At 68.6% G+C, this 21,686-nt stretch carries 22 protein-coding genes; 9 read left to right on the top strand and 13 right to left on the bottom strand.

The features are described 5' to 3' along the window. Window positions 1–93: 93 nt before the first annotated feature. Both IEY58_RS06905 and IEY58_RS06900 read left to right on the top strand, forming a co-directional pair. Window positions 94–597 (top strand): GlcG/HbpS family heme-binding protein, encoded by a 504-nt coding sequence (locus tag IEY58_RS06905; protein WP_189043942.1) that lies wholly within the window; start codon window positions 94–96, stop codon window positions 595–597. Between the two features lie 97 nt (window positions 598–694). Then, on the top strand, window positions 695–1,159 hold the full coding sequence (locus IEY58_RS06900; RefSeq protein ID WP_229743542.1) for a GNAT family N-acetyltransferase: 465 nt from the start codon (window positions 695–697) through the stop codon (window positions 1,157–1,159). An 8-nt stretch (window positions 1,160–1,167) separates the two neighbouring features. Here IEY58_RS06900 and IEY58_RS06895 read toward each other — a convergent pair whose 3' ends face one another. Continuing rightward, window positions 1,168–1,569, bottom strand: coding sequence for a hypothetical protein (locus IEY58_RS06895; protein ID WP_189043940.1), 402 nt, complete (start codon window positions 1,567–1,569; stop codon window positions 1,168–1,170). Window positions 1,570–1,667: 98 nt separating this feature from the next. Here IEY58_RS06895 and IEY58_RS06890 point away from each other — a divergent pair, with 98 nt between their 5' ends. Further along, complete coding sequence (locus IEY58_RS06890) at window positions 1,668–2,234, top strand: TetR/AcrR family transcriptional regulator (RefSeq protein WP_229743541.1); 567 nt, start codon at window positions 1,668–1,670, stop codon at window positions 2,232–2,234. A 16-nt stretch (window positions 2,235–2,250) separates the two neighbouring features. Here IEY58_RS06890 and IEY58_RS06885 read toward each other — a convergent pair whose 3' ends face one another. Next, window positions 2,251–2,961 carry a DUF7168 domain-containing protein gene (locus tag IEY58_RS06885; protein ID WP_189043936.1) on the bottom strand — a complete coding sequence of 237 codons (711 nt, stop codon included), beginning with the start codon at window positions 2,959–2,961 and terminating at the stop codon, window positions 2,251–2,253. A 123-nt stretch (window positions 2,962–3,084) separates the two neighbouring features. On the opposite strand from IEY58_RS06885, the gene IEY58_RS06880 reads away from it, so the two are divergent. Further along, window positions 3,085–4,014, top strand: a complete 930-nt coding sequence (locus IEY58_RS06880) for a hydroxyacid dehydrogenase (RefSeq protein WP_189043934.1) — start codon at window positions 3,085–3,087, stop codon at window positions 4,012–4,014. Here the strand turns inward: IEY58_RS06880 and IEY58_RS06875 are convergent. Then, window positions 4,011–5,183 carry a glycosyltransferase family 87 protein gene (locus IEY58_RS06875; protein ID WP_189043932.1) on the bottom strand — a complete coding sequence of 391 codons (1,173 nt, stop codon included), beginning with the start codon at window positions 5,181–5,183 and terminating at the stop codon, window positions 4,011–4,013. The genes IEY58_RS06880 and IEY58_RS06875 overlap by 4 nt on opposite strands. Before the next feature lie 120 nt (window positions 5,184–5,303). On the opposite strand from IEY58_RS06875, the gene IEY58_RS06870 reads away from it, so the two are divergent. After that, a complete protein-coding gene (locus IEY58_RS06870) occupies window positions 5,304–5,606 on the top strand; it encodes an SCP2 sterol-binding domain-containing protein (protein WP_189043930.1) in 303 nt (100 codons plus the stop codon). Between the two features lie 26 nt (window positions 5,607–5,632). Here IEY58_RS06870 and IEY58_RS06865 read toward each other — a convergent pair whose 3' ends face one another. Then, a complete protein-coding gene (locus IEY58_RS06865; RefSeq protein WP_189043928.1) occupies window positions 5,633–6,037 on the bottom strand; it encodes a nuclear transport factor 2 family protein in 405 nt (134 codons plus the stop codon). Window positions 6,038–6,220: 183 nt separating this feature from the next. On the opposite strand from IEY58_RS06865, the gene IEY58_RS06860 reads away from it, so the two are divergent. Continuing rightward, window positions 6,221–7,000 (top strand): AraC family transcriptional regulator, encoded by a 780-nt coding sequence (locus IEY58_RS06860; protein ID WP_189043926.1) that lies wholly within the window; start codon window positions 6,221–6,223, stop codon window positions 6,998–7,000. Window positions 7,001–7,009: 9 nt separating this feature from the next. Here the strand turns inward: IEY58_RS06860 and IEY58_RS06855 are convergent, their stop codons facing one another. Together IEY58_RS06855 and IEY58_RS06850 are read right to left on the bottom strand one after the other, a co-directional pair. After that, entirely contained in the window at window positions 7,010–7,747 is a 738-nt protein-coding gene (locus tag IEY58_RS06855; protein ID WP_189043924.1) for a CbtA family protein, read from the bottom strand. Window positions 7,748–7,888: 141 nt separating this feature from the next. Then, window positions 7,889–8,095, bottom strand: coding sequence for a CbtB domain-containing protein (locus IEY58_RS06850; RefSeq protein WP_189043923.1), 207 nt, complete (start codon window positions 8,093–8,095; stop codon window positions 7,889–7,891). A gap of 194 nt (window positions 8,096–8,289) precedes the next feature. Here IEY58_RS06850 and IEY58_RS06845 point away from each other — a divergent pair, with 194 nt between their 5' ends. Continuing rightward, the gene (locus IEY58_RS06845; protein ID WP_189043921.1) at window positions 8,290–8,865 is read left to right on the top strand and encodes a histidine phosphatase family protein; all 576 of its coding nucleotides are present in this window, start codon (window positions 8,290–8,292) and stop codon (window positions 8,863–8,865) included. 19 nt (window positions 8,866–8,884) lie between these two features. Here IEY58_RS06845 and IEY58_RS06840 read toward each other — a convergent pair whose 3' ends face one another. From IEY58_RS06840 to IEY58_RS06820, 5 genes are all read right to left on the bottom strand, one after another. Next, on the bottom strand, window positions 8,885–10,129 hold the full coding sequence (locus IEY58_RS06840) for an ABC transporter substrate-binding protein (protein ID WP_189043919.1): 1,245 nt from the start codon (window positions 10,127–10,129) through the stop codon (window positions 8,885–8,887). Beyond that, on the bottom strand, window positions 10,129–11,148 hold the full coding sequence (locus IEY58_RS06835) for an ABC transporter substrate-binding protein (RefSeq protein WP_189043917.1): 1,020 nt from the start codon (window positions 11,146–11,148) through the stop codon (window positions 10,129–10,131). The genes IEY58_RS06840 and IEY58_RS06835 overlap by 1 nt, the downstream gene beginning before the upstream one ends. Window positions 11,149–11,175: 27 nt before the next feature. Next, on the bottom strand, window positions 11,176–11,988 hold the full coding sequence (locus IEY58_RS06830; protein WP_189043915.1) for an ABC transporter permease: 813 nt from the start codon (window positions 11,986–11,988) through the stop codon (window positions 11,176–11,178). After that, complete coding sequence (locus tag IEY58_RS06825) at window positions 11,981–12,850, bottom strand: ABC transporter ATP-binding protein (protein WP_229743540.1); 870 nt, start codon at window positions 12,848–12,850, stop codon at window positions 11,981–11,983. Before IEY58_RS06825 ends, IEY58_RS06830 begins: the two co-directional genes overlap by 8 nt. A gap of 300 nt (window positions 12,851–13,150) precedes the next feature. Beyond that, window positions 13,151–16,591 carry a response regulator gene (locus IEY58_RS06820; RefSeq protein WP_189043913.1) on the bottom strand — a complete coding sequence of 1,147 codons (3,441 nt, stop codon included), beginning with the start codon at window positions 16,589–16,591 and terminating at the stop codon, window positions 13,151–13,153. A gap of 249 nt (window positions 16,592–16,840) precedes the next feature. Between IEY58_RS06820 and IEY58_RS06815 the strand changes: the two genes are divergently transcribed. Next, window positions 16,841–19,003 (top strand): ATP-binding protein, encoded by a 2,163-nt coding sequence (locus tag IEY58_RS06815; RefSeq protein WP_189043911.1) that lies wholly within the window; start codon window positions 16,841–16,843, stop codon window positions 19,001–19,003. 24 nt (window positions 19,004–19,027) lie between these two features. On the opposite strand, the gene IEY58_RS06810 is transcribed toward IEY58_RS06815, so the two are convergent. After that, window positions 19,028–19,762, bottom strand: a complete 735-nt coding sequence (locus IEY58_RS06810) for a response regulator transcription factor (RefSeq protein ID WP_189043909.1) — start codon at window positions 19,760–19,762, stop codon at window positions 19,028–19,030. A gap of 311 nt (window positions 19,763–20,073) precedes the next feature. Between IEY58_RS06810 and IEY58_RS06805 the strand changes: the two genes are divergently transcribed. Further along, a complete protein-coding gene (locus IEY58_RS06805) occupies window positions 20,074–20,508 on the top strand; it encodes a hypothetical protein (protein WP_189043907.1) in 435 nt (144 codons plus the stop codon). A gap of 20 nt (window positions 20,509–20,528) precedes the next feature. Here IEY58_RS06805 and IEY58_RS06800 read toward each other — a convergent pair whose 3' ends face one another. Further along, window positions 20,529–21,671, bottom strand: coding sequence for a hypothetical protein (locus tag IEY58_RS06800; RefSeq protein WP_189043906.1), 1,143 nt, complete (start codon window positions 21,669–21,671; stop codon window positions 20,529–20,531). Between the last annotated feature and the right edge of the window lie 15 nt (window positions 21,672–21,686).

The raw sequence follows: 21,686 nt of genomic DNA, 5'->3' as shown, positions 1-21,686 counted from the left end.
ATGAACTCCCTGTGAAGGGAGCGAGGCGGCGCTGGACGGTGCGGCGGCACGGGCGTAGCTCTACTCGATCGAGCAGTTCGGGGGAGCCTCGCCATGCCCAGCAGTATCCCGCGTTTCGGCCTCGCTCTGATCGTTGCAGCCGTCGGCCTCTCGGCTGGGGCGGCCCATGCAGAGCTCCAGACCCAGAAGGTGCTGTCGGCCGAGGCGGCCAACCTCATCGCCGTGACCGCGGTCGAGGCCTGCAAGGACAAGGGCTTCCATGTGTCGGCGGCGGTGGTCGATCGTGACGGCGAGACGATCGCTCTGTTGCGCGGCGATGGCGCCGGGCCGCACACGGTCGAGAATGCCCGTCGCAAGGCCTACACGGCCAACACCTTCCGCATCGATACCACGTCCTACGCCAAGCGTTACGCCGACAACGAGCCGCTGGTGCACCAGCAGGTGACCCTGCCGAACGTCATCGCGATCGCGGGTGGCCTGCCGATCAAGGTCGGTGACGAGGTAATCGGTGGCGCCGGCGTCTCGGGCTCACCCGGCAACAATGACGAGCCCTGCGTCCAGGCCGGCCTCGACAAGGCGAAGGACCTGCTGCGCTAGCCGCTCGACTGGTCTCGCCGCAGGGCGGAAAGCGGTGCTTCTCGTGATCTCGTCCGCCGGCGAGAGTCCCTGCGGGAATGACGAGGGGCGGCGGAATATGATGTCGAAAGAATGTTGCGTCCGGCCGGTCGAGCGGCGGGACCGCGATGAGTGGCTGCCGCTCTGGGCCGGCTACAACGCCTTCTACGGGCGGGCCGGCGCCACGGCATTGCCCGACGCGATCGTCGAGACGACCTGGTCCCGCTTCTTCGATCCGGGCGAGCCCGTGCATGCTCTGGTGGCGGAGCGGGACGGCCGGCTCATTGGCCTTGCCCATTATCTCTTCCATCGCAGCACGACCACGATCGAACCGACCTGCTATCTGCAGGATCTGTTCGCCGACGCAGCGGCGCGCGGGCAGGGGATCGGCCGCGCGCTCATCACGGCGGTCTACGAGCGGGCACGGGCAGCAGGCGCCCGCCGGGTCTATTGGCAGACCCACGAGACCAACCGGACCGCAATGCGGCTTTACGATGGGGTGGCGGAGAAGTCCGGCTTCGTGGTCTATCGCAAGATGCTGTGACGCCGGCCTTAGACGTCGCGGGCGATCACCATGCAGACGAGTGTGACGGCCAGGAGGACGGCGGCAACGCGTTGCGCCAGCGCCAGGCGGCTGCGGGCGGCCGCTTCGTCGTGCCCGGCGCGCAGCCGGCGGCTCGCCGGACCGGCCAAGGCGCCCTGCACGCCGGCCGCGATCAGCGCTGCGACGACGCCGACGGCCAACACCTGTTCCGACGGCCCGAAGGATCCCTCATGCAAGAGGTGCCAGACATAGCTGCCGGTCAGCACGGCGAGCGTCGCGGCGCCCATCTGCGGCCGGAACAGGCGCTCGCCGCCGATCCCTCCGGTGCGGGCCAGCGTGAAGGTGGTGCCGACCCAGAACACGGCGGCAAGGGCGTGCAGCGATAAAGCGATGAGGACGGCGAGCGGCATGGGGCAAACTCCGATTAGCTGCTATATTAGCTATACAGAATGTTTATCTAATTTGCCAGCGCCATGCCCCCAGAACCATGACAACCACACGATCCTACGTGAGCCCGAAGCGCGCGGCGGCCGCGGCTGAAAAGCGCATGCGCGTCGTGGCCGCCGCCGGCCGGCTGCTTGGCGAGCAAGGAATCTCGGCCTTCTCGCTCGAGACCGTGGCGAAGGCGGCCGGCGTCACGCGGCTCACCCTCTATAACCAGTTCGGCTCGCGCCGCGGGCTCCTCGAAGCGGTGTTCGACGAACGGGCGCAGGTAGGCGGGCTCGGGCGGCTCGGCGATGCCATGGCGCTCGCCGATCCGCTGGAGGCGCTCGATCGCCTGGTCGAGATCTTCTCAGACTTCTGGAGCGATCCCACCCTCGCGCCGCTCTATGATGCGTTCGGCCTCGACGCCGAGTTCGCCCAGGCCGTGGCCGACCGCCAGGAGCGGCGGCGCCGGCTGATGGACGGCGTGGTCGCGCGCCTGCCGTCGGCCGGCGCCCGCCAGGACACGGTCGACCTGCTGTTCGCGCTCACGAGCTATCCCGTGTTCCAGATGTTGCGCCCCGGCCGCTCGACGGCGGAAGTCGCGGCGCTGGTCAAGTCCGCCTGCCGGGCGGCGCTCGCGCGACCGTGACGGCGTTCTGGCCGCGTCACTGCGCCCGCTTGCCGCCAATCCCCGGATCGAGCGCCAGGGCGGCACCGGCCGCCCCGCCCGCGTCGTAGGCTGCGGGCGAGACATAGCGGCGCCCGGCCGGCACGGTCTTGAGCGTAAGGTCGAGCTTCGCCAGCTCGCGCTCGACGATGGCGCTCTTCACCGGCACCAGGTCGCGCCCGGTGCCGCGGTTCGCCGCGTCGCGCGCGTCCTTCAAGGCATGGAGCCGGTCCGCGATCGAGGCCACCATGCCGAGCGCGAAGGAGCCGTTCGCGAGATGCCGCTCCTTGTGCGGGAAGCGCTGGTACTCGCGCGAGGTCTTGTAATGGCCGAGCTCGGTACGGATCGCCGTGTCGATGAGTTCGGCCAGATATTGTGCCACCTCGGCATCGGCGCGGAGGCCGAAGAACACGTGGCGGAAGCCGGTGGGGGTCTTTTCGCGCCAGACCACGCAGTCGCAGAAATCTGCGACGGCGCCGATGCATTCGTCGAGCGGGACGCGCTTCTTGCGCCCCGTCTCGAACGCCCGCTGCGTGCAGGGCTCGGCCCGGAGCTCGACATCGTCCAGCGACAGGTCGTAGCGATCGAGCAGCTCGGCGACCTTGGCGGCAGCGGTGAGCGCCTCCGCCTCGGTGCAGCCGTTGGCGGTCGTCTTGGCGCGCAGCGCCTGGATACGGGCGTGCAGCTTGTCGAGGTCGTCGGCGGACATGGCGCGAGACCATAGGAGACGGCGCCCCATGGCGCCAAGGGGCCTTGATGCCGGCAGGCCTTGATGCCGATGGGGCCTGGCTGACAGAGTAGGGCGCCTCTCTCGCCGCAAGCGGAACCCCCGATGACCGACGTGCTGATCACCGAATATCTCGACGAGGACGCGGTCGAGACCCTCAAGGCCGAGTATACCGTGCATTACGATCCGGGCCTGTGCGAGCGGCCGGCCGACATCATGGCGCTGGCGCCGGGCGTGCCGGCGCTCGTCGTGCGCAACCGGACCCAGGTCAGGGGCGCGGTGCTGGCCGCCTTCGATCGGTTGAAGGTGATCGGCCGCCTGGGTGTCGGGCTCGACAATATCGACGTGGCCGCCGCCGAAGCGATGGGCGCCGAGGTCTGCCCGGCCGTCGGCGCCAATGCCGCCTCGGTCGCGGAATATGTCATCGCGGCCTGCCTCCTGACGTTGCGCAACATCTGGCAATCGAGCGACGCGGTGCTCGCCGGCAAATGGCCGCGCAATCAGCTGATGCTGAACGAGGTGCAGGGCAAGCGCCTGGGCCTGATCGGCTGCGGCTCGATCGGCCGCGAGGTCGCCCGCCGGGCAGCGGCGCTCGGCATGGAGGTGGTCGGGACCGACCGGCCCGACATCGATCCGGCGCCGCTCGCCGCGGCCGGCATCCGGGCTGTCGACCGCGCGATCCTGCTTGCGACCAGCGATGTCGTGAGCCTGCACGCGCCCTCGACGCCAGAGACCTATCACCTGATCGATGCGGCAGCGCTCGGCGCCATGAAGCCCGGGGCGGTGCTGATCAACAGCGCGCGCGGCGGCATGGTCGACGAGACGGCGCTTGTCGCGGCGCTGCGGTCGGGCCGGCTCGCCGCCGCCGTGCTCGACGTGTTCGAGGATGAGCCGCTCAAGGCCGGCTCCGAACTCGAGGGCGTGCCGAACCTGTGGCTGACGCCCCATGTCTCCGGCGTCACGGTCGAGGCGAACGCCCGTGTCTCCACGGTCACGGTCGCGAACGTACGCCGGGTGCTGGGGGCGCGGCGCTAGCGGCCGCGCGCCACGACCAGCGCCAGCGTCAGCGCCGGCGCCAGCGGCCCCAAGGGCACGTGGAACAGGTAGGAGACCGGCATGGCGACGCCTGAGACGAGCCAGACGAGGGCGAGGATCGAGAGCTCCCACGGCCTGGCGCCGGTGCGCTTCATGTCGTGGGCGAGCCAGGCGATGGCGACCGCGAGCGGCATCAGGTCGTAGAACAGCACGACCGGGGCCGCGAGCGGCATGGCCGCAGCGAGGGCGGCGAAGCGCAGGGCCGGCGCCACGTCGCGCGCCCAGAGCCAGCCCACGGCGAGGGCGCCGGCGGACGCTGCGAACCCCTGCGCCGCGTAGGCGGCCATGACCGAGCCGCCCAGCACGCGCACCGCGGCGAAGCTGCTGACCGGCCCGGTGAACGGGATCCGGCCATATTCGAAGATGCGCCGGATCTCGTCGGTGTGGGCGGCATAGACCGTCCAGATGCCGGACCCATAGACGAGCGTCGTGACGCCGGCGAGCAGGGCGGCCGTACCGGCGAAACCGGCGAGTGCGCGCCAGCGCCGGCCGCAGACGAGCGCTACCGGCACCAGCACCAGGAAATGCGGCTTGTAGCCGATGAGGGCCAGGAGCGCCCCGGCCAGCGCCGGCCGGCGGTCGATGGTGAGCGTGGCGAAGCCCAGCAGGCCCGCGGTGAGGAGCGCGTTCTGGCCGAGGCCGATGGTCCAGAACAGGCAGGGAAAGCTCAGGAACAGCAGCCAATGCCGCCGCTCCGGCAGGATGCGCCGGAGGGCTGCGTAGCAAAGCGCCGTCGTAGCCGTGACCCACAGGCCGAAGGCGGCGAGATAGGGCAGGCGGGCCAACGCCTGGCACAGCAGCAGGAAGACCGGCGGATAGAAGAAATAATAGTAGGGCAGGCGCGGGTCGCCGAAGATCTCGCGCACCGCCGACTGGTGCAGGTCCTGGTCATAGGCGAGCCGCGCCAGGCCGCGGGCGGCGAGATCGCCCGCTGCGTAGAAGCTAATGAAATCCGTCGATCCAGGCGGATCCATCACACCGAAGACGTTGTAGGTCGCGAGCGCAATGAGGAGAAGGATGAGCGCTTCCAGCAGGAAGAGCGCCGCGCCGAGCCGGCCGAGCCGGGCCGGTGTCGCCCAGGCGCCGCTGCGCAAGCTCGCGAGGTTCATCGGGCGGTGGCGCCGGTCTCGCCGGGAACGACGGCCGTGTGGCCACGGCGGCGTTTCCCGTCACGGTTCGATTTGTTAGCTTTGTCGGGCATTTCTTCAGGGCGCGTTGGAGTTTCGATCATGTCGTTGGAGGTATTGACCCGGGCGGTCAAGGAAAAGGCTGCCCAGAACGTCTCGTTGGGCCACACGGTGCTGTTCGACCTTGGGTCCGACGGCGTGATCTTCTGGGACGGGACGCAGAATCCGGCGGTGATCACCAACGAGCAGGCCGAGGCCGAAACCGTGCTCAAACTGTCGGCCGATTCGCTGCGGAAGATGCTCGACGGCGCCATGAACGCGACGCTCGCCTATATGACCGGCTCGCTCAAGATCAGCGGCTCGATGGGCGTGGCACTCAAGATCAATTCGATGATGGAGGATTGACGCCGGGCGGCAGCGATCGCCCGGCGTCAGTGGATGGAACTGCGCGGCCGGCTGCGCCCTGACTGTTGTCGGGCCATGATCGGCGTCGCTTGGTGATGTGCCAGCCGCCAGACGCCGTGTTCGAGCACGAACAGGTTGCAGGCGGCGAGGCTGCCGCCGTCCAGCGTCTCCTCACAGGTCACGAGCGCCGTGGCACCATGCATCGCCGCTTCCTCGGCACTGCACCGGATGCGCGGTGCCTGCGGTCCGGTCAGGATGGCGCGCCAGCTTTGCAGCACGAGCACGCGGCCGTGGATCACGGGCCAGCCTGGATGGATGCAGCTGACAGCCGCGTCCTGCGCCCAGAGCCGTTCGAGCGCAGCGAGGTCGCGCGCGCCGATCGCCCGGTAAAATTCCAGGTTCTGGCTGAGCACGGCTTCGGCATCCGTCATCGGTTTCTCCAGGGCATCAATTTCTCCAGGGGCATCGGTCCCTCCAGGGCTGAGCCCTCGGCCGTTCTAACGGATCCTTGCTTCTAATGGATCCTGACGGGCGACGCCATCGCCCCCTCATGCGCGGCCCAGGTGACCGTTTCTGGCTTCGCCGCTAAGATCCGCCTGCGAGCGGACGAGCCCATGACCTACAGCACCGATCCCAACGATTACCAGCGCGTGCCGGTCAAGGTCGCGGCGATGGCCAAGGATTTCCCGCCCGGCCATGTCGTGGGCGAGCATGTGCACGAGCGAGCGCAGCTCGTCTATGCGGTCTCGGGCGTCATGCGCGTCACGACCCGCGACGGCACCTGGGTCGTGCCGACCCACCGCGCCGTCTGGGTTCCGCCGGGCGAGCCGCATCAGATCCGCATGTCCGGCGCCGTCGCCATGCGCACGCTCTACATCGCGAAGGATGCGACGGCGTCGCTGCCGTCCCGTTGCGGCGTGATCGAGGTCGGGCCGTTGCTGCGCGAGCTGATCCTGGCGGCGACCGACCATCCGCCCGACCAGCCGGACCCGACCGGGCGGATGGCGCTCATCGGCGCGCTCGTGCTGGTCGAGCTCCGCTCGGTGCCGGTCATGCCGCTGCATGCGCCCTTGCCGCGCGACCCGCGGCTTGTCGCGGTGTGCCGGGCGCTCATCGACGACCCGGCACGCCCCGAGGGGCTCGAGGCTTGGGCCGATCGGGTAGGCGCCTCGGCCCGTACGCTCGCCCGCCTGTTCCGCGCCGAGACCGGCATGAGCTTCGCCGCCTGGCGTCAGCAGACGCGCCTCATCGAGGCCCTGGCGCGCCTCGCCGAAGGACAGTCGGTGAGCCTCGTGGCGCGCGACCTTGGCTATGACAGTGCCAGTGCCTTTACCGCCATGTTCCGCCGCACGCTCGGCTCGACGCCTAGCCGCTATTTCGAGCGGCTGGAATAGGACCAGCGCTCAGGACAGCACGTGGCGGGCGAAGGGGAACTGCCGGCGCTGGCTGCGCTCGGTCAGCCAACCGAAGCCCAAGCCGATGCCGGCCCAGAGCACGATCTGCAGGCCGAGCGAGGCCTCGCGGAAGCGCCAGAGCACGACGGCCGGGAAATCCTGCGGCACCTCGTTGACGTCGGGCAGCAGCAGCTGGATCGCGGCGATCGCGACGACATAGACCGCGGCCGCGGCGAGCGTTGCGTTCCAGGTGCCAAGACGCCGCTTGAGGCCGAGGCCCAGGTTGACCATGCCGATCATGAGGGCGATCGAGGCGGCGATCATGATGAAGAACAGGGCCGTGCGCTGGCGGATCGTTTCCGGATCGCCGACCGAGGGCGGGTTCGCGGGATATTTGAGCTGCGGCACCAGCACGATCGCCAGGAAGCCGGCGAGCGCCAGCAGCGCCGAGAGGCCGCGCGGGCCGAGGCGGCCGACCCGGCCCGAGGCAAAGGCGAAGACGAGCGCGAACAGGCCGCCGATCGCCGTGCCATAGACGACGACGCCGGTCAGGAGGCCGACCGAGCTTTGCACTTCGCGGCTGACGATCTCTTCATCGGGCGCTTGGCCCTTTGCCGCGTCCATTTGTGCTTCGAAAGCGATGGCCTTGTCGACCTGGGGCTCGCCCACGAATTTGGCGAAGCCGAAGGCAAGCAGTCCCGCGACGAGGCCGACGAACAGGCCGCGCAGGATGAGGTTTCCGACCATGGCGGATCTTCCCATATGCCGTCATCCCCGCGAAGGCGGGGATCCAGAGCCGTGCGGCACGCCGTCGATGACTTTATGGCCGCCCTGGATCCCCGCCTTCGCGGGGATGACGGTTCAAAAATGTTGGAAGAGGACCCCGCCTCAGTGGCAGGGGAAGCCCAGCAGGTGGCGGCCGTCGTGGACGAATTCGTGCACGTACATGCCGCTGATCAGCGACGTCGCCCCTTGCTCGGAGCCCACGAAATAGATCGCCAGCATCATGAGCAGGCCGCCCAGGATCGCCCAGGGCAGGAGTTCGCGGACCGGAATGACCGGAAGGGCGACGGGTTCGGCAGTGATGTGAGCCATGGATACCTCCTGGGATTACGCGTCCCGTTGGCAGTGATAGGGCGAAGCAGGGTCTGACTCTCGGACGTGATGCCGATCACAGTGGCGCGACCGTGCCGGGTTCTCACCGGCTTCCTCGCTTCGGGGTGTTTCCGAGCCGGATGGTAGAGTGCTACTGACGAACGTGTCAATGAACGGAAGGATGCGCGCCCGATATGGCGATCCGGCTCACGCTTCTCAGCCACGCGGCCCTCAGGCACGCGCCCGGCGCGCGCGGCACGGCGCTCCGCTTTCCCGCGGACGAGCCGGCCGACCCGATCGGTCTCGCAGCCGCCGCGGCACTTGGTCCCGCGCTCGGCCGGTTCGCGCGGCTCCTGACGGCATCTGAGGTACGCGCCAGGCAGACGGCCGAGGCACTCGGGCGCGAGCCCATTGTCGTGCCGGACCTGCGCGACTGCGACTATGGCCGCTGGCGCGGCCGCTCGCTCGAGGAGATCAGCGCCGAAGATCCAGCGGGGACCGCGGCCTGGCTTGCCGACCCGGCCGCAGCCCCGCACGGTGGCGAATCGATCGTAGCCCTCATCACCCGGGTCGGCGCCTGGCTCGACGCGACGCCGGGGCAGGGCCACACCGTCGGCGTGACCCATCCCGCCGTGATCCGCGCCGCGATCGTCCATGCGCTGGGCGCACTGCCCGCCGCGTTCTGGCGCGTCGACGTCGAGCCGCTGAGCGTGGCCGACCTGCGCTGGCATGCCGGCCGTTGGACGCTCCGCGCCCTCGGCCCTCCCTGACGCTACAGGCCCTGACGCGTTACGCCCGCTTCGACCAGCCGGGCACCGGGAAGACCGGCTTCGCCTCGGCGGCGGAGGCCGGCAGGATCACAACCGGCTTCTGGTCGCGGTTCTGCACGCCGGCGGAGCCGACGCCGTTGTTCTGGCCCTTGGCGTCGAACGTGATCGGCCCGCCCACCATCATATGCTTCTCGATATGCGTGGTGCGGAGTGCCGCCAGCAGGGCCGACGGCTCGGCCGAGCCCGCACGCTTGAACGCGTCGGCCGCGATCAGGATCGCCTCGAACGTGAAGCCGACGTTGAAGGCATAGCCCTCGAACCGGTCGTTCGGGAACTGCGCCTTGAAGGCGGCCTCAACCTGGTGCGCCATGTCGCTCTTCGGGTCGTACCACGGCACCATGGTGATGGCGTAGTCGGCGTACTTGCCGAGCGTCTTGTAGAACTGCTCGTCATACATGCCGGGGCTGCCCGGGCTCACCAGGCCCATCGGCTCCCAGCGCTGCTTCACCATCTCGCGCACCATCATGATGGCGTCCTTGGAACGCGTCGTGACGAGGGCGAGATCGGCGCCTGTCGCCTTGGCCTTCGAGACCTCGACCGCCAGGTCCTGGGCATTCGGGTCGTAGGAGATGCTCTCGACCAGCTTGAACGGCATGTCGAGGCCCGGAAGGATCGCGTCGATCGCCGCCTTGTTGGCCTGGCCGAACGTGTCGTTGGCATAGAGGAACACGGCGGTCTTGGGCGTGGTGCCGCTCGCCTGGAACAGGTCCTTCATCAGCGCCAGGCCGTTCTTCACGAGCGCGCCCGAGGTCGGGAAGTTGCGGAACACGGTCTTGTAGCCCTGCTCGGTGATCGGCGGGGCGGCGGCGACGTTGATCACGAGCGGCACGCCGTGCTGCTCGCACACCTGGAGTGCCGCGATGGTCTGGCCGCTGTCGAAGGCGCCGACGATCACCTGGGCGCCGTCCTGGATCAGCTTCTCGGCCCGGGCACGCGCCACGTCGACGCTCGATTCCGTGTCGGCGCTCATGATCTCGATGCCGACGCCCATGTCGGCCAAGAGCTTCGGCGCGATGTCGGCGCCACGCTGGCAGGCCTGGCCGGCTTGCGCCAGCAGGCCCGAGCGCGGCAGCAGCACGCCGACCTTGAGTTTCGTCGTCTCGGCGCGGACGATCGCCGGGGCCGCGAGCCTGAGCGTGCCGACGGCGCCCAGCGCCGCGGCGCCGCCGGTGAACAGGCGGCGGGAAATTTTCTGGTCGGCCATTACTTCACACTCTTCTGGGCTTGATCGACGAACGTCTCGTCGTAGGTCTTGGAAAGATCGATCGATGCGGCCTTCACCTTGTCGTCGAACACTTGCAGCACCTTGAGCGTATTGGCGCAGGCGGCCGGATCGAACTTGCCGTCGGGCGAATAGATCGCGAGCGACTTCTTGATGGCGGTCGTATAGAGCGTCTTGTTGCCGCCTTGATATTCCGGCGGCATCAGGTCGGCAATCTGTTCCGGCGAATGGCTCTGCACCCAATGCAGCCCGCGCACGAGGGCGTCGACCAGCGCTTGGGTCGTCTTCGGGTTCGCCTGGATGAAGCTCGGCCGCATGTAGAGCACGGCCGCCGGCGACGGGCCGCCATAGATCTGGTTCGTGCCCTCGGCCGTGCGGCTGTCGGCGATTACCTGGATGTCGCCCGCGGTCTCGAGCTCGCTCATGACCGGGTCGGTGTTCGAGATCGCGTCGATCTGGCCGTGGCGCATGGCGGCGACGGCGGAGGCCCCGCCACCGACGCCGATGAAGCTCGCGTCCTCGGGCTTGAGGCCGGCCTTGATCATGAGATAGCTGACCATGAAATTGGTCGAGGAGCCGGGCGCGGTGACGCCGATCCGCATGCCCTTCAGATCCTTGATCGACTTGTAGCTCGCGACCCGGGAATTGGCGATGCCGAGGGCGATGCCCGGATAGCGGCCGAGGTCGACCACGGCGACGAGCGGCTTGCCCTGCGCCTGCATCTGGATCGTGTGCTCGTAGGAGCCGGTCGTGACGTCGACGCTGCCGCCGATCTGCGCCTGCAGGCTCTGCGAGCCGCCGGCGAAGTCGGAGATCTCGACGTTCAAGCCCGCGTCTTTGAAATAGCCGAGCTTCTCCGTGACGGTGAGCGGCAGGTAATAGAGCAGCGCCTTGCCGCCGACCGAGAGCTTGATGTCCGGCTTCTCGACGTCCGCCGCATGGGCCGCACCGGCCGAGATGAGGGCTGTCAGCCCGAGTGCCAAGCAGGTTCTGATGTTCATCTGGTTCCTCCCCAAGAAACCGACGGGTTAGGCCGCATCTGTCCGCCCCGCCGCCTCCGGCCGCCAGACAAGGAAGCGGGCCTCGATCCGGCTCACCAGCGCGTCGACCGCGATCACGAAGATGGTCAGGATCAGCATGCCGGAAAAGACGCCGACCGTATCGAATACGCCTTCCGCCTGATGGATGCGATAGCCCAAGCCCGCGGCTGAGCCCAGATATTCGCCGACGACGGCGCCAACGAGCGCGAAGCCCACTGCCGTGTGCAGGCTCGAGAACACCCAGGAGAGCGCTGAGGGCAGGTAGACCGCGGTCATGAGCTGCCGGCGCGAGGCGCCCAGCATGCGAGCGTTCGCAAGCACGACCGGGCTCACCTCCTTGATGCCCTGATAGACGTTGAAGAACACGATGAAGAACACGAGGCTGAAGCCCAGGGCCACCTTGGACCAGATGCCGAGCCCGAGCCAGAGCGCGAAGATCGGCGCCAGCACCACGCGCGGCAGCGCGTTCGCCGCTTTGACGTAGGGATCGAGCACCTGCGAGGCGATGGGCGACAAGCCCAGCCAGAATCCCAGCGCGATGCCGCCCGCCGTGCCGGTGGCGAAGGCGAGCAGGGTTTCGACCGACGTCACCCAGAGATGGCGGTAGATTTCGGCGTGGCCGAGATCGGTCCAGGTGCGGGCGATGACGTCCTCGGGCGTCGAGAAGAAGAACGGGTCGAGCAGGCCCCAGCGCACGCCCAGGTGCCAGGCGGCGAGCAGCCCCACGAGCACGGCGAGGCGCAGTCCCAGCAGGGTCAGGCGGCTGACGCCGCCGGTCGGCTTGCGCTGGGGCTCAGCCATGGCGTGCTTGCCCGTAGGCTGTCATCACTTGGGCCTTGAGGTCGGCCCAGATGCGCCGATGCAGGTCGAGGAAGGCCGGCGTGAGGCGGATCTCGGCCACATCGCGCGGCCGGGGCAGGTCGATCGGATATTCGCCGATGACGTGCGCGGCCGGGCCCGCCGACAAGAGCAGCACCCGGTCGCTGAGCGAGATCGCCTCCTCCAGATCGTGGGTGATGAACAGAACCGAACGGCGCCGGGCGGCCCAGAGCTCCAGGAGCTCGTTCTCCATCAGCTGCCGCGTCTGGATGTCGAGCGCGGAGAACGGCTCGTCCATCAGGATGATGTCCGGGTCGAGGATCAGGGTCTGGGCAAGCGCCACCCGCTTGCGCATGCCGCCGGACATCTGATGCGGATATCGGTCGCCGAAGCCTCGCAAGCCGGTGCGGACGAGCCAATCCTCGCCCCGCGCCTTGGCCTCGGCCGGGCTGACGCCGCGGAAGCGCAGGCCGGCCGTGACGTTGTCGAGGGCGGTTGCCCAAGGGAAGAGCGCGTCGGCCTGGGAGAGATAGCCGGCCCGCCGATTGGGGCCATCGATCGGTTGGCCGAACGCCGTGACCCGCCCCTCGCTCGGCCGCAAGAGGCCGGCGGCGAGATTGAGCAGGGTCGACTTGCCGGAGCCGGTCGGGCCGACGATCGAGACGAACTCGCCGTCGCCGACGGTGAGCGAGATGTCGCGGAGCGCCACATAGCTCTCGCCCCGGCCCTGACGGGTCGGGAACCGGCAGGTTACGCGATCGAAGGACAGCGCGACCGGCGCTGCGGCGGCGACCGCGCGCGGCTCAGCCAGCGACGCGTCGCTCATGCCGATGGGCTGGGGCAAGCCGGTACACGCCTCACATCGCTCCCCCTTCGCTTTCTTTGCCTTAGGCGCCCATCATCCAGAGACCGGCGCCGGATGCAATGGGGCGGAGGAAAGAAAGCCAGAGCTTTGGCAAAAAGCGCTCTCGACTGCCTGTGTTGGGCTTGTCTCCTTCGTCATCCTCGGGTTTGACCGACCGCTGTCCGGTTTAGTTGTCCCGTCTTCCCCGCGCAGGCGCTAGGGGATGACGATAAAAAGACGGCAAGCTGCATCGCGCGTCCCGTCCCTGGCCGGGCTGGGCGCGATAACGGGTGGGCAACCTTACGCCGGCACGCCCATGACGCGCTCGCGCATCGCGCCGAGCGCCGCTGTCCCCTCGCGCTGGAGCTCGGCTGCTGCACGCTCGATCGCGGCGCGATCTTCGGCCTTGGCTGCCGTCTCCAGCGCGCGCGCCGTCCGCTCGACCCGGCGGGCGCCGAAATTGCCGGCGGTCGAGACCATGTCGTGCGCCTCGCGGAACAGCGAGGCGAAATCATCGGTCTCGACGAGCCGCTCGATCCGCTCGAGCCGGTCGGCCGCCCCGTCGACGAAGGCGCCGATCAGGTCGGTGAATTCAGCCGGTGCCATCACTTGGCGGATGGACGCGATATGGGGCTCGTCAAGCATCGGCAGATCGGCGGGTTTCGCCTTGGCGCGCGCCCGGTTCGCCGTGGGTGGCGGATCGGCCGGTCGAGACCGTTCCTCGGTCAGGCGCTCGACCAGATCGAGCATCAGCTTCGCTTCGATCGGCTTCGAGAGGTAGTCGTCCATGCCGGCGGCGAGATATTCCTCGCGCGCCCCCTCCATGGCATTGGCGGTCATGGCGACGATCGGCAGGTTCGCCTTGGCGTCGGTGCGGGCACGGATCAGCCGGGTCGCTTCCAGCCCGTCCATGACCGGCATCTGGATGTCCATCAGCACGATGTCGTAATCCTCGGCCGCGATGCGCTCGAGCGCATGGGCGCCTTGGGTTGCAACGTCGACGCGATGGCCGGCGCGCTCGAGGAAGGCGCAGGCGACCTTCTGATTGATCGAATTATCCTCGACCAGCAAGATCCGCCGCCCCGTGGCCAGGACCGAAGGCGCCGGCACCTGGCGGCTCGCCGGCTCGGCCGGCGTCTTGCCGGCGGCGAGGTCGAGCAGGCAATCGTGCAGCGCGCGCGCCTTGACCGGCTTCATCAATGCCGCGTCGGCGACCGGCCGCCCGCCCGCGGTCTTGGGCTTGAGCCCGCCCGACGAGGCCAGGATGATGTGGCCGCGGAACAGGTCGGGCCGTGCGCGGATCCGGCTGGCCAGTTCCTCGCCCAGCATCCCGGGCATGTGCTGGTCGGCGAGGATGACGTCGAACGCGATATGCGAGGCGCCGGCCCGCTCGATCATGGCGAGCGCGGCGAAACCGTCCTCCGCCTCCATGACCGTCAGGCCCCAGCCTTCGAGCTGGCCGCGGTAGATCCGGCGGTTGAGCGGCAGATCGTCGACCACCAGCACGCGCTTGCCTTCGAGCGGGACGACAGGCGCCGGGCGCTGCCCGACCGCCGCCTCGGCGCGGTCGAGCTTGACGGTGAACCAGAAGGTCGAGCCGTTCGGCCCGCTGGTGAGGTCGATCGTGCCGCCCATCAGCTCGACCAGCTGCTGCGAGATGGCGAGACCGAGCCCCGTACCGCCGAAGCGGCGCGTGATCGAACTGTCGGCCTGGCTGAATTTCTGGAAGAGATGGCCCCGTGCTTCGTCGGCAATGCCGATGCCGGTGTCACTCACCTCGATGCGCAGGACCACGGCGCCGCCCTCGATCGCGACCGCGGCGGCCTCGACCGTGACGCTGCCGGTCTCGGTGAACTTGACGGCATTGCCGATGAGGTTGGTCAGCACCTGGCGCAGGCGGTTGGGATCGCCGCGGAAATCGCCTTTGGCGCTCGGATGGACGAGGGCGCCCAGCTGCAGCCGCTTCTCCGCCGCCTTGGGTGCCACGATCTCGACGACGCCTTCGACCAGCGCTTCGAGGTTGAAGTCGATCTGGTCGAGCTCGACGCGGCCGGCCTCGAGCTTCGAGATGTCGAGAATGTCGTTGATGATGGCGAGCAGGTTCTCGCCTGAGGCCTGGATCGATTCGGCGAAGGATTGCTGCTCGAGGTCGAGCCCGCTCTGCAGCAGCAGGCTTGCCATGCCCAGCACACCGTTCATGGGCGTGCGGATCTCGTGACTCATGTTGGCGAGGAATTCGGATTTGGCCTGGTTCGCCGCCTCCGCGTGGGCCCGCGCCGCCTCGGCCTCGGCGCGCGCGATGGTGAGCTCGCCCGACGCAGCGATGAGGTCGGCGGCCTGGCGCTCGAGCCGCCAGTGCGCTTCCTCGACTTCCATCTCGCGCTGCTTGCGCTCGCTGATGTCGCGCACGATCGCGACCTCGCCGCCGTCCGGCATCGGATGGGCGCGCATCTCGATCCAGGTGCCGTTGCTCTGCTGGCGCTCGAATCGCATCGGCTTGCCGGCGCGGATGCGGTTCTCCTCGCCCTCGAGCACCGCGTTCAGCCGTGCCGTGCCGCCGGGATCGAGCGCGCCGCGCTCGGCCATCAGCTGACGCATCGCCCGGCTCGGATCCGGCGCGTTTAGCACGGTGTCGCGATCGATCGAGAGCACGTCGAACACCACGTCGTTCCAGGCGACGAGCTTCAGGTCGCGATCCAGCACGCGGATGCCGTCGGGCAGGTTCTGCAGGATGGTGTTGAGGATCGCGTTCTTCTCGAGCGTTGCGACAGCGGCGGCGGCGGCTTCGCGTGTTGCGGTCTCGGACCGGTGATACTGCCGCCAGAGCGCGATGCCGAGCAGCAGGATGACGAGGCTGACCGCGCCCGCGATCTCCATGTTGCGCTCGGTGTCGCGCTGCCAGTCCGCGAGCACGCTCGCGATCGGCAGCGCCACGGCGATGACGAACCGGCCGTCCTCCGACCGGTGATATGTAACGAGCCGCGGGACGCCGTCGGGGCCGGTGGCGCGGAACGTACTGAACTCCACTGCGGCCACATGGGCCTGGTAGTCCGGGTCGTCGACGTAGCGCGAGCCCGTCGTCCCGGCCTCGTACGGCTTCTCGGTCAGGATCGTGCCGTCGGCACGCATGAGGGCGATGCGGCCGTCGGCACCGACATCGATCGTGTCGTAGAACAGTTTGAAGTAGCTCAAGTCGACGTCGGCGACGACGATGCCGGCGAAGCTGCCGTCGGGATTGTTGATGCGCCGGCTGATGGCGAAGGTCCATTGCCCGTCGAGCCGGGAATGGGCCGGGGCGCCCACGAAATAGTCGTTGAGGACCGTGTCCTTGTGCGCCTGGAAGAAGTCCCGATCGGCGACCGAGACGGCGGTGACGTTGTAGGCTTCGGAATCGGCCAGCAGATGGCCGCCGGCATCAGCGATGATGAGCGACTTGATCGCGAGCAGCCCGTCCGAGCGCTCCTGCAGAAAGGCGTGGAGCGTATCTTCGTTGTAGCTCTTGAGGCCAGCCTGCTCGACGATGTCGACGCTCGTGCGCAGGACGATGTTGGTGCCCTCGATGGCGCGGTCGGCGTTCTGGGTGAGCGCGCGGGCGAGGTTCCGTTCGGCGATGCCGGCGTTGGCGAGCGCGATGCTGCGTGATTCGACGGCGAACCAGCCCGACAGGACGATGACGGCCAAGGCGGCAAGTGCCACGACGCACAGAGCGATGGTTGTCCGGGGCAGGCGAACCAACCTCATGCGCGTTTTTGTCCTTTCCGCCGGAGCATGATCAATCGCGGCGCCGGCTATCCCGCGGCGCCTAAGGGAGGTGTGAGAGGGTAGCGCTCGCCATTATGCCGACGAAACGTAAAAGTAATCTTCCCGATCGTTCGTTAGTCTTGGTGCTCGACCACACGAGGCGCAACCGGTCCGGGCGCAACTGGTCCGAACGGGGCATCGCCGGTCCCGTTCGACGCCCAGGAAATCGACGCTGGAGAAAGGGGGACGATGCTGCGGGTCGCCGATACGACCGGGACGGAGGCTGATACGCTGGATGCGGCCGCGCTGCGGGCGGCGCAGCTCTCGGCTTATTTCGACAGCCTGCCGAACGTGGTCATCGCCAATGCTGTCGGCGTTGCCCTGGTGCTCTGGGCGATCGGCGATCGGCTGGATCGGCGCACAGCCGCAGCCTGGTGTGCCGCCCATCTTCTGGTGCTGTGCGCGCGTCTCTTGCTGATGCGGCGCTTCCGCCGGGCGGGGGCCGAGCGATCGGGGCTGCCCTGGCAGGCGGGCGCCGTGCTCGGCTCGACCGTGACCGCCGGGCTGTGGGGAGCCAGCGCCTTCTTGTTCTTCGTCCCGGGTGACGTCGAGCCGCAGACGGTGCTCATCCTCGCCATCTCTGTGCTCAACACGATCGGCACCGGCGTGCTGTCGGCCTTCCTGCCGGCATTCTTCGGCTCTTTGTTGCCGTGCCTGCCGCTCTTGTCGCTGCGGCTCTGGCTCGACGGCGGGACGTTCCAGATCGGCATGGCCGTAATGACCGCGGTTCTCGCCGTGGCGCTCGCCTGCCAAGGGTTGCGGATCGGAAGGCTCTACGCCCAGGCCTTTTCGCTGCGGCTGCGCAACGAGGGCTTCGCAGCACGCCTTGCGCACCAGGCCGACGACCTGCGTGCGGCACTGGCGCGTGCCGACGAGGCAAACCGGTCCAAGGCCAACTTTCTCTCGACGATCAGCCACGAGCTGCGCACGCCCATCCATACCACGATCGGCGCCATTCGCCTGTTGTCCGAGACGAGCCTCGACCGCATGCAGCGGCGCTGCGTCGACATCATCGCCGTCGCCGGGCGGACGCTCCATGTCACGATCAACGACATCCTGGACTTCGCCGGCGTCGACGCGGGGCAGATCGAGCCGGGGACGGCCCGGTTCCGGCCTCGCCAGATCGTCGAGGATGCGGTGGCCCTGCTGATGCCGGATGCCAGCGCCAAGTCGCTCGATCTCGTCGCGATGCTGGACGGCGCGCTGCCGGAGGTGCTGGTCGGCGACGAGAGCCGGCTGCGCCAGATCCTGCTCAACCTGATCGGCAATGCGGTCAAGTTCACCGAGCGCGGCGGCATCGTCGTCCGTGGCGGGCTGCGCGCCGGCGCCGACGGGCCGGTGCTGCGCATCGAGGTCGTCGACACCGGCATCGGGCTCAGCGAAGAGCAGCGGGCGATCATATTCGAGCCGTTCGTGCAGGCCGACCCGTCGATTCGGCGCCGCTTCGGCGGCACGGGCCTGGGCCTTGCGATCTGCCGCCGGCTCGCCCGCCTGTCCGGCGGAGACGTCGGCGTCACGAGCCGGCCGGGCGAGGGCAGCTGCTTCTGGCTGACGCTGCCGGTGGTACTCGATCACGAGGCGGATGCCGAGCCGCCCGCCGTGCTCGCCAGCGTGTCTGGCCGGCGGCTGCTGGTCGTCGACGACGAGCCGGCCAACCGTTTCCTGCTGGGCGAGCTGCTGCGCTCGCGCGGTGCGGTCGTGGTCGAGGCGGCGAGCGGCGAGGGCGCGCTCGACATCTTGAGCCGCATTGACGTCGATGCCGTGCTCATGGACATGCGCATGCCCGCGCTCGACGGCATCGAAACCACGCGCCGCCTACGCGAGCGCGAGCGTCCCGACCAGCGCGTGCCGGTGCTGGGCGTCACGGCGAATGCCCGCCCCGAGGACCTCGCCGCCTGCCATGAAGCGGGCATGGACGGTGTCGTGGTGAAGCCGGTCGTCGTCGAGAAGCTGCTGCAAGCGCTGGTCCCGCTGCTGGGCACGGCCGCGTCGGCACCGCAAAATGCGCTCACACGGCTCGCCGACGACCTGGGACCGGAAATCGCCGGACGGCTGCTCGCGACCGCGCGCGCGTCGCTGGCGCAAACCGACGCGGCGCTCCGGGAGGCGCTCGCCGGCGGCGAAACGGCCTCGATCGCGGCCGCCGCCCACAAGCTTGCCGGGCTCGCGGCGTCGGCCCGGCTCGAGCGGCTCAGCGGCCTTGCCGGAAAGCTCGAGTCGGCCGGCCGGGACGGGCTCGACGCCGAGCTTCAGCGCTTGGCGACCCTGCTGCCCGAAACGGTTGCCGCGGCCGACGCGCAGCTCGGCCGGGCGCTGGACGCGCTCGCCCGCGACGATCGGGCGGCCGGCTAGGAAACGACGCCTCTAATCAAATAGTTAGAGCGCGGCGTCGGGCGACAGGTTTTCGGTGACCGATGCAGCGAAGCGATAGCCGAAGCCGGGGACGGTCACGATGAGCTGCGGCTTGCGCGGATCGGTCTCGAGCTTGCGGCGGAGGCGGCTCACCAGCACGTCGATGGTGCGGTCGATCGGCGCGTCCTCTTTCCGCGCGATCGCGTCCAGAAGCTTCTCGCGCGACAGCACGCGCAGCGGTGCGGAGGCGAGGGCGGCCAGCAGGTTGAATTCCGACGGGGTGAGCGCGATTTCGCCGCCGGCGGGCGAGATCAGGTCGCGTGTCGCGAACCGCAGCTTCCAGCCCTCGAACCGCAGTTCCTTCAGCTCCGCCGCGTCGCGGTCGGACAAGGGGCCGGCGCCCGTCCGGCGCAGCACGACCTTGAGGCGTGCGGCCAGCTCGCGCGGATCGAACGGCTTGACCAGGAAGTCGTCGGCGCCGGCCTCGAGCGCCACCAGGCGGTCTTCCACCCGCTCGCGGCTTGAAATGATGATGACCGGGATGGGGGACCGGGCGCGAATCCGCTTCAGGACCTCGATGCCGTCGACATCGGGCAGGCCCAGGTCGAGCAGCACCACGTCAATTTTGCCCGTGTCGATCGCGGCCAGGCCCTGCTCGCCGGATCCGACGCCAGAAACAACAAAGCCGTTGGTCTCGAGATACGCGGACAGCAGGGATCGGGAAAAGTCTTCGTCCTCGATGACCAACAAATGTTGCATGGATCTTCAGTCCCGCTTTGCAGGGATATGCGATCTCAGGACGTTTTGTCCGAGAATTTTTAGAAATACACTTTTAACAGGAATTAACATGGCTCGGAAATCTATTCAATACGAGGTGGGTACAATGAAAGCCAGCCGGACAGGACCGGAGCTGAGGGCTGCGCCGAATCGTGCCGACGTCGGAAAGTTCGAATGTCTTTCTCGTAGCACAACCGTCCGATGGAACGAATGGCTATGAGGTCCAGAGTGCGGACGGAGCCTTGCTCGGGATCATAGACCACCGTTTCGTGTGCGACACGAACGTTGACCGCATGCTGATCGCGGTCGAGGCGCTGCATGGAGCCGCGAACGATGTCGCGGAGCGGGCCACGCCCGGGCAGGGGCTGGTCTATCTCCAGCTCGTCTTCCATGCCGGCCGGCCGGTGATCCGCGCCGACGCGGCGCAGGCGCGTGCGTTGGCCGGCTTCGTCCCGTGCGAGCGGATCGACCTCTGGGCGCTGTTCCGCGTGCGTTTCGCTGCCATTCGCCGCCCCATCGGCGCCGGGTCGGATGAGGCCCGGCATCTGGCCCAGCTGATCGACGATGCCAGGGCCAGTGCGACCGCGTGCGATCGGCTGATGCCCGGTCGGGTCGTGCTCGTCGAACTCGCCTGGCAATGCCTGCATCGGCTGCAGGATGCCGAGCTTGCCGCTCACCGTTTGGGTGATGCGCTGCGCCCCGGACCGGATCTGCAGCCCGGCCCATGAGGTGAGACCCCGGACGATGCTCATCCGAGCGTCTTCTCGATCATGATCGCGCGCTCGGTCGCCTCCGCCTTGAGCGCCTCGTAGCGGCTGACCTGCTCGATGTCATACTGCCCGGCGTGCCGGTCGGCGGTGACACGCGGCCGCTTGTGCTGCGGCAGATCGTGCCTTCGCTCGCGCTCGGCCTCAGCCTCCTCCGCCTCGTCCCGCGGGACGAGCGGCAGCACGCGCATGATCTGCGGCAGGCTCTCGCGCTGTTCCGGCCGGCCGGCCGCCATAGCCGCGGACCACATGGCCAGGATGTAGTCCCAGCCGTCGAGCAGCCAGGACAGGCGGGCGGCGGCGCGCTCGGCAAGCAGCGCTTGCTTGTCCCATTGCCGCACCACGCGGGTGATGTCCTCGACCGTCTTGTCGAGGCGGCCGAGCACACCAGCGGCGATTCTGGCGGTCAGGTCCGCCACCTCTGACGCGAAGGCGGCATGGGGCGCGCTCTCGGAGGGATCGTGCCGGCTCCAGTCGCCGACGGAATTGCGGAAGGCGGCGAGCTCGACCGTCAGCCGGCGCAGCCGCCCATCCCGGCGCGCGACGGCGAGGCCGACCGGCGCCAGGATGCGGCTGAGCTCGCCGATCCGTCGATAGATCGTCTCGCCGTCGAGCAGCAGATGGGAGCCGGCCTCGAGCAGCATGGCGCGGACGAGGTCATCCCACTCCCGGCTCGCGGGCTTCAGCGTGAGCAGTTGGCGTGAGCTCAGGCCGAGCGCGCCCAGGAGCGACAGGATCAGTATGAGGTGGGTCTCGGCGCGCTGCGCTTCCTCGGCCTCCAGCAGCAGCTCGGCCGCATGCGCGGCCTTCGGCCCGGCGAGCCCGGTTCGGGCGATCTTGAGCGCCGCCCGGCGCATTGTGGCAGGCGTCACCGCGTGGTGCGCCAACACCTCCTCATGCAAAGCGCGATCATGGACCGACATGGTAATGACATCGCCGATCGCGGCCCAGGGTACGACATAGGCGCCGTCGGCCCCGCCCAGGTTCGGCATCAGCAGCACGAGCCCGTGCCGCTCGTCCGGGCGCACCCGGCTCAAGGCCAGGCTCGGCGTGGTGAAGGGGGCGGCGGCGCCGCGCTCTTCGAAGGTCGAAGGCAGGAACAGGCTGTTCGAACTGCCGCGCATCGCGCCTTTCCCATG

It is taken from the genome of Aliidongia dinghuensis (genome assembly GCF_014643535.1).
GTDB classification, from domain to species: domain Bacteria; phylum Pseudomonadota; class Alphaproteobacteria; order ATCC43930; family CGMCC-115725; genus Aliidongia; species Aliidongia dinghuensis.
The sequence above is the reverse complement of the archived record's forward strand: the minus strand, read 5'-3'. Positions and strand labels throughout refer to the sequence as shown.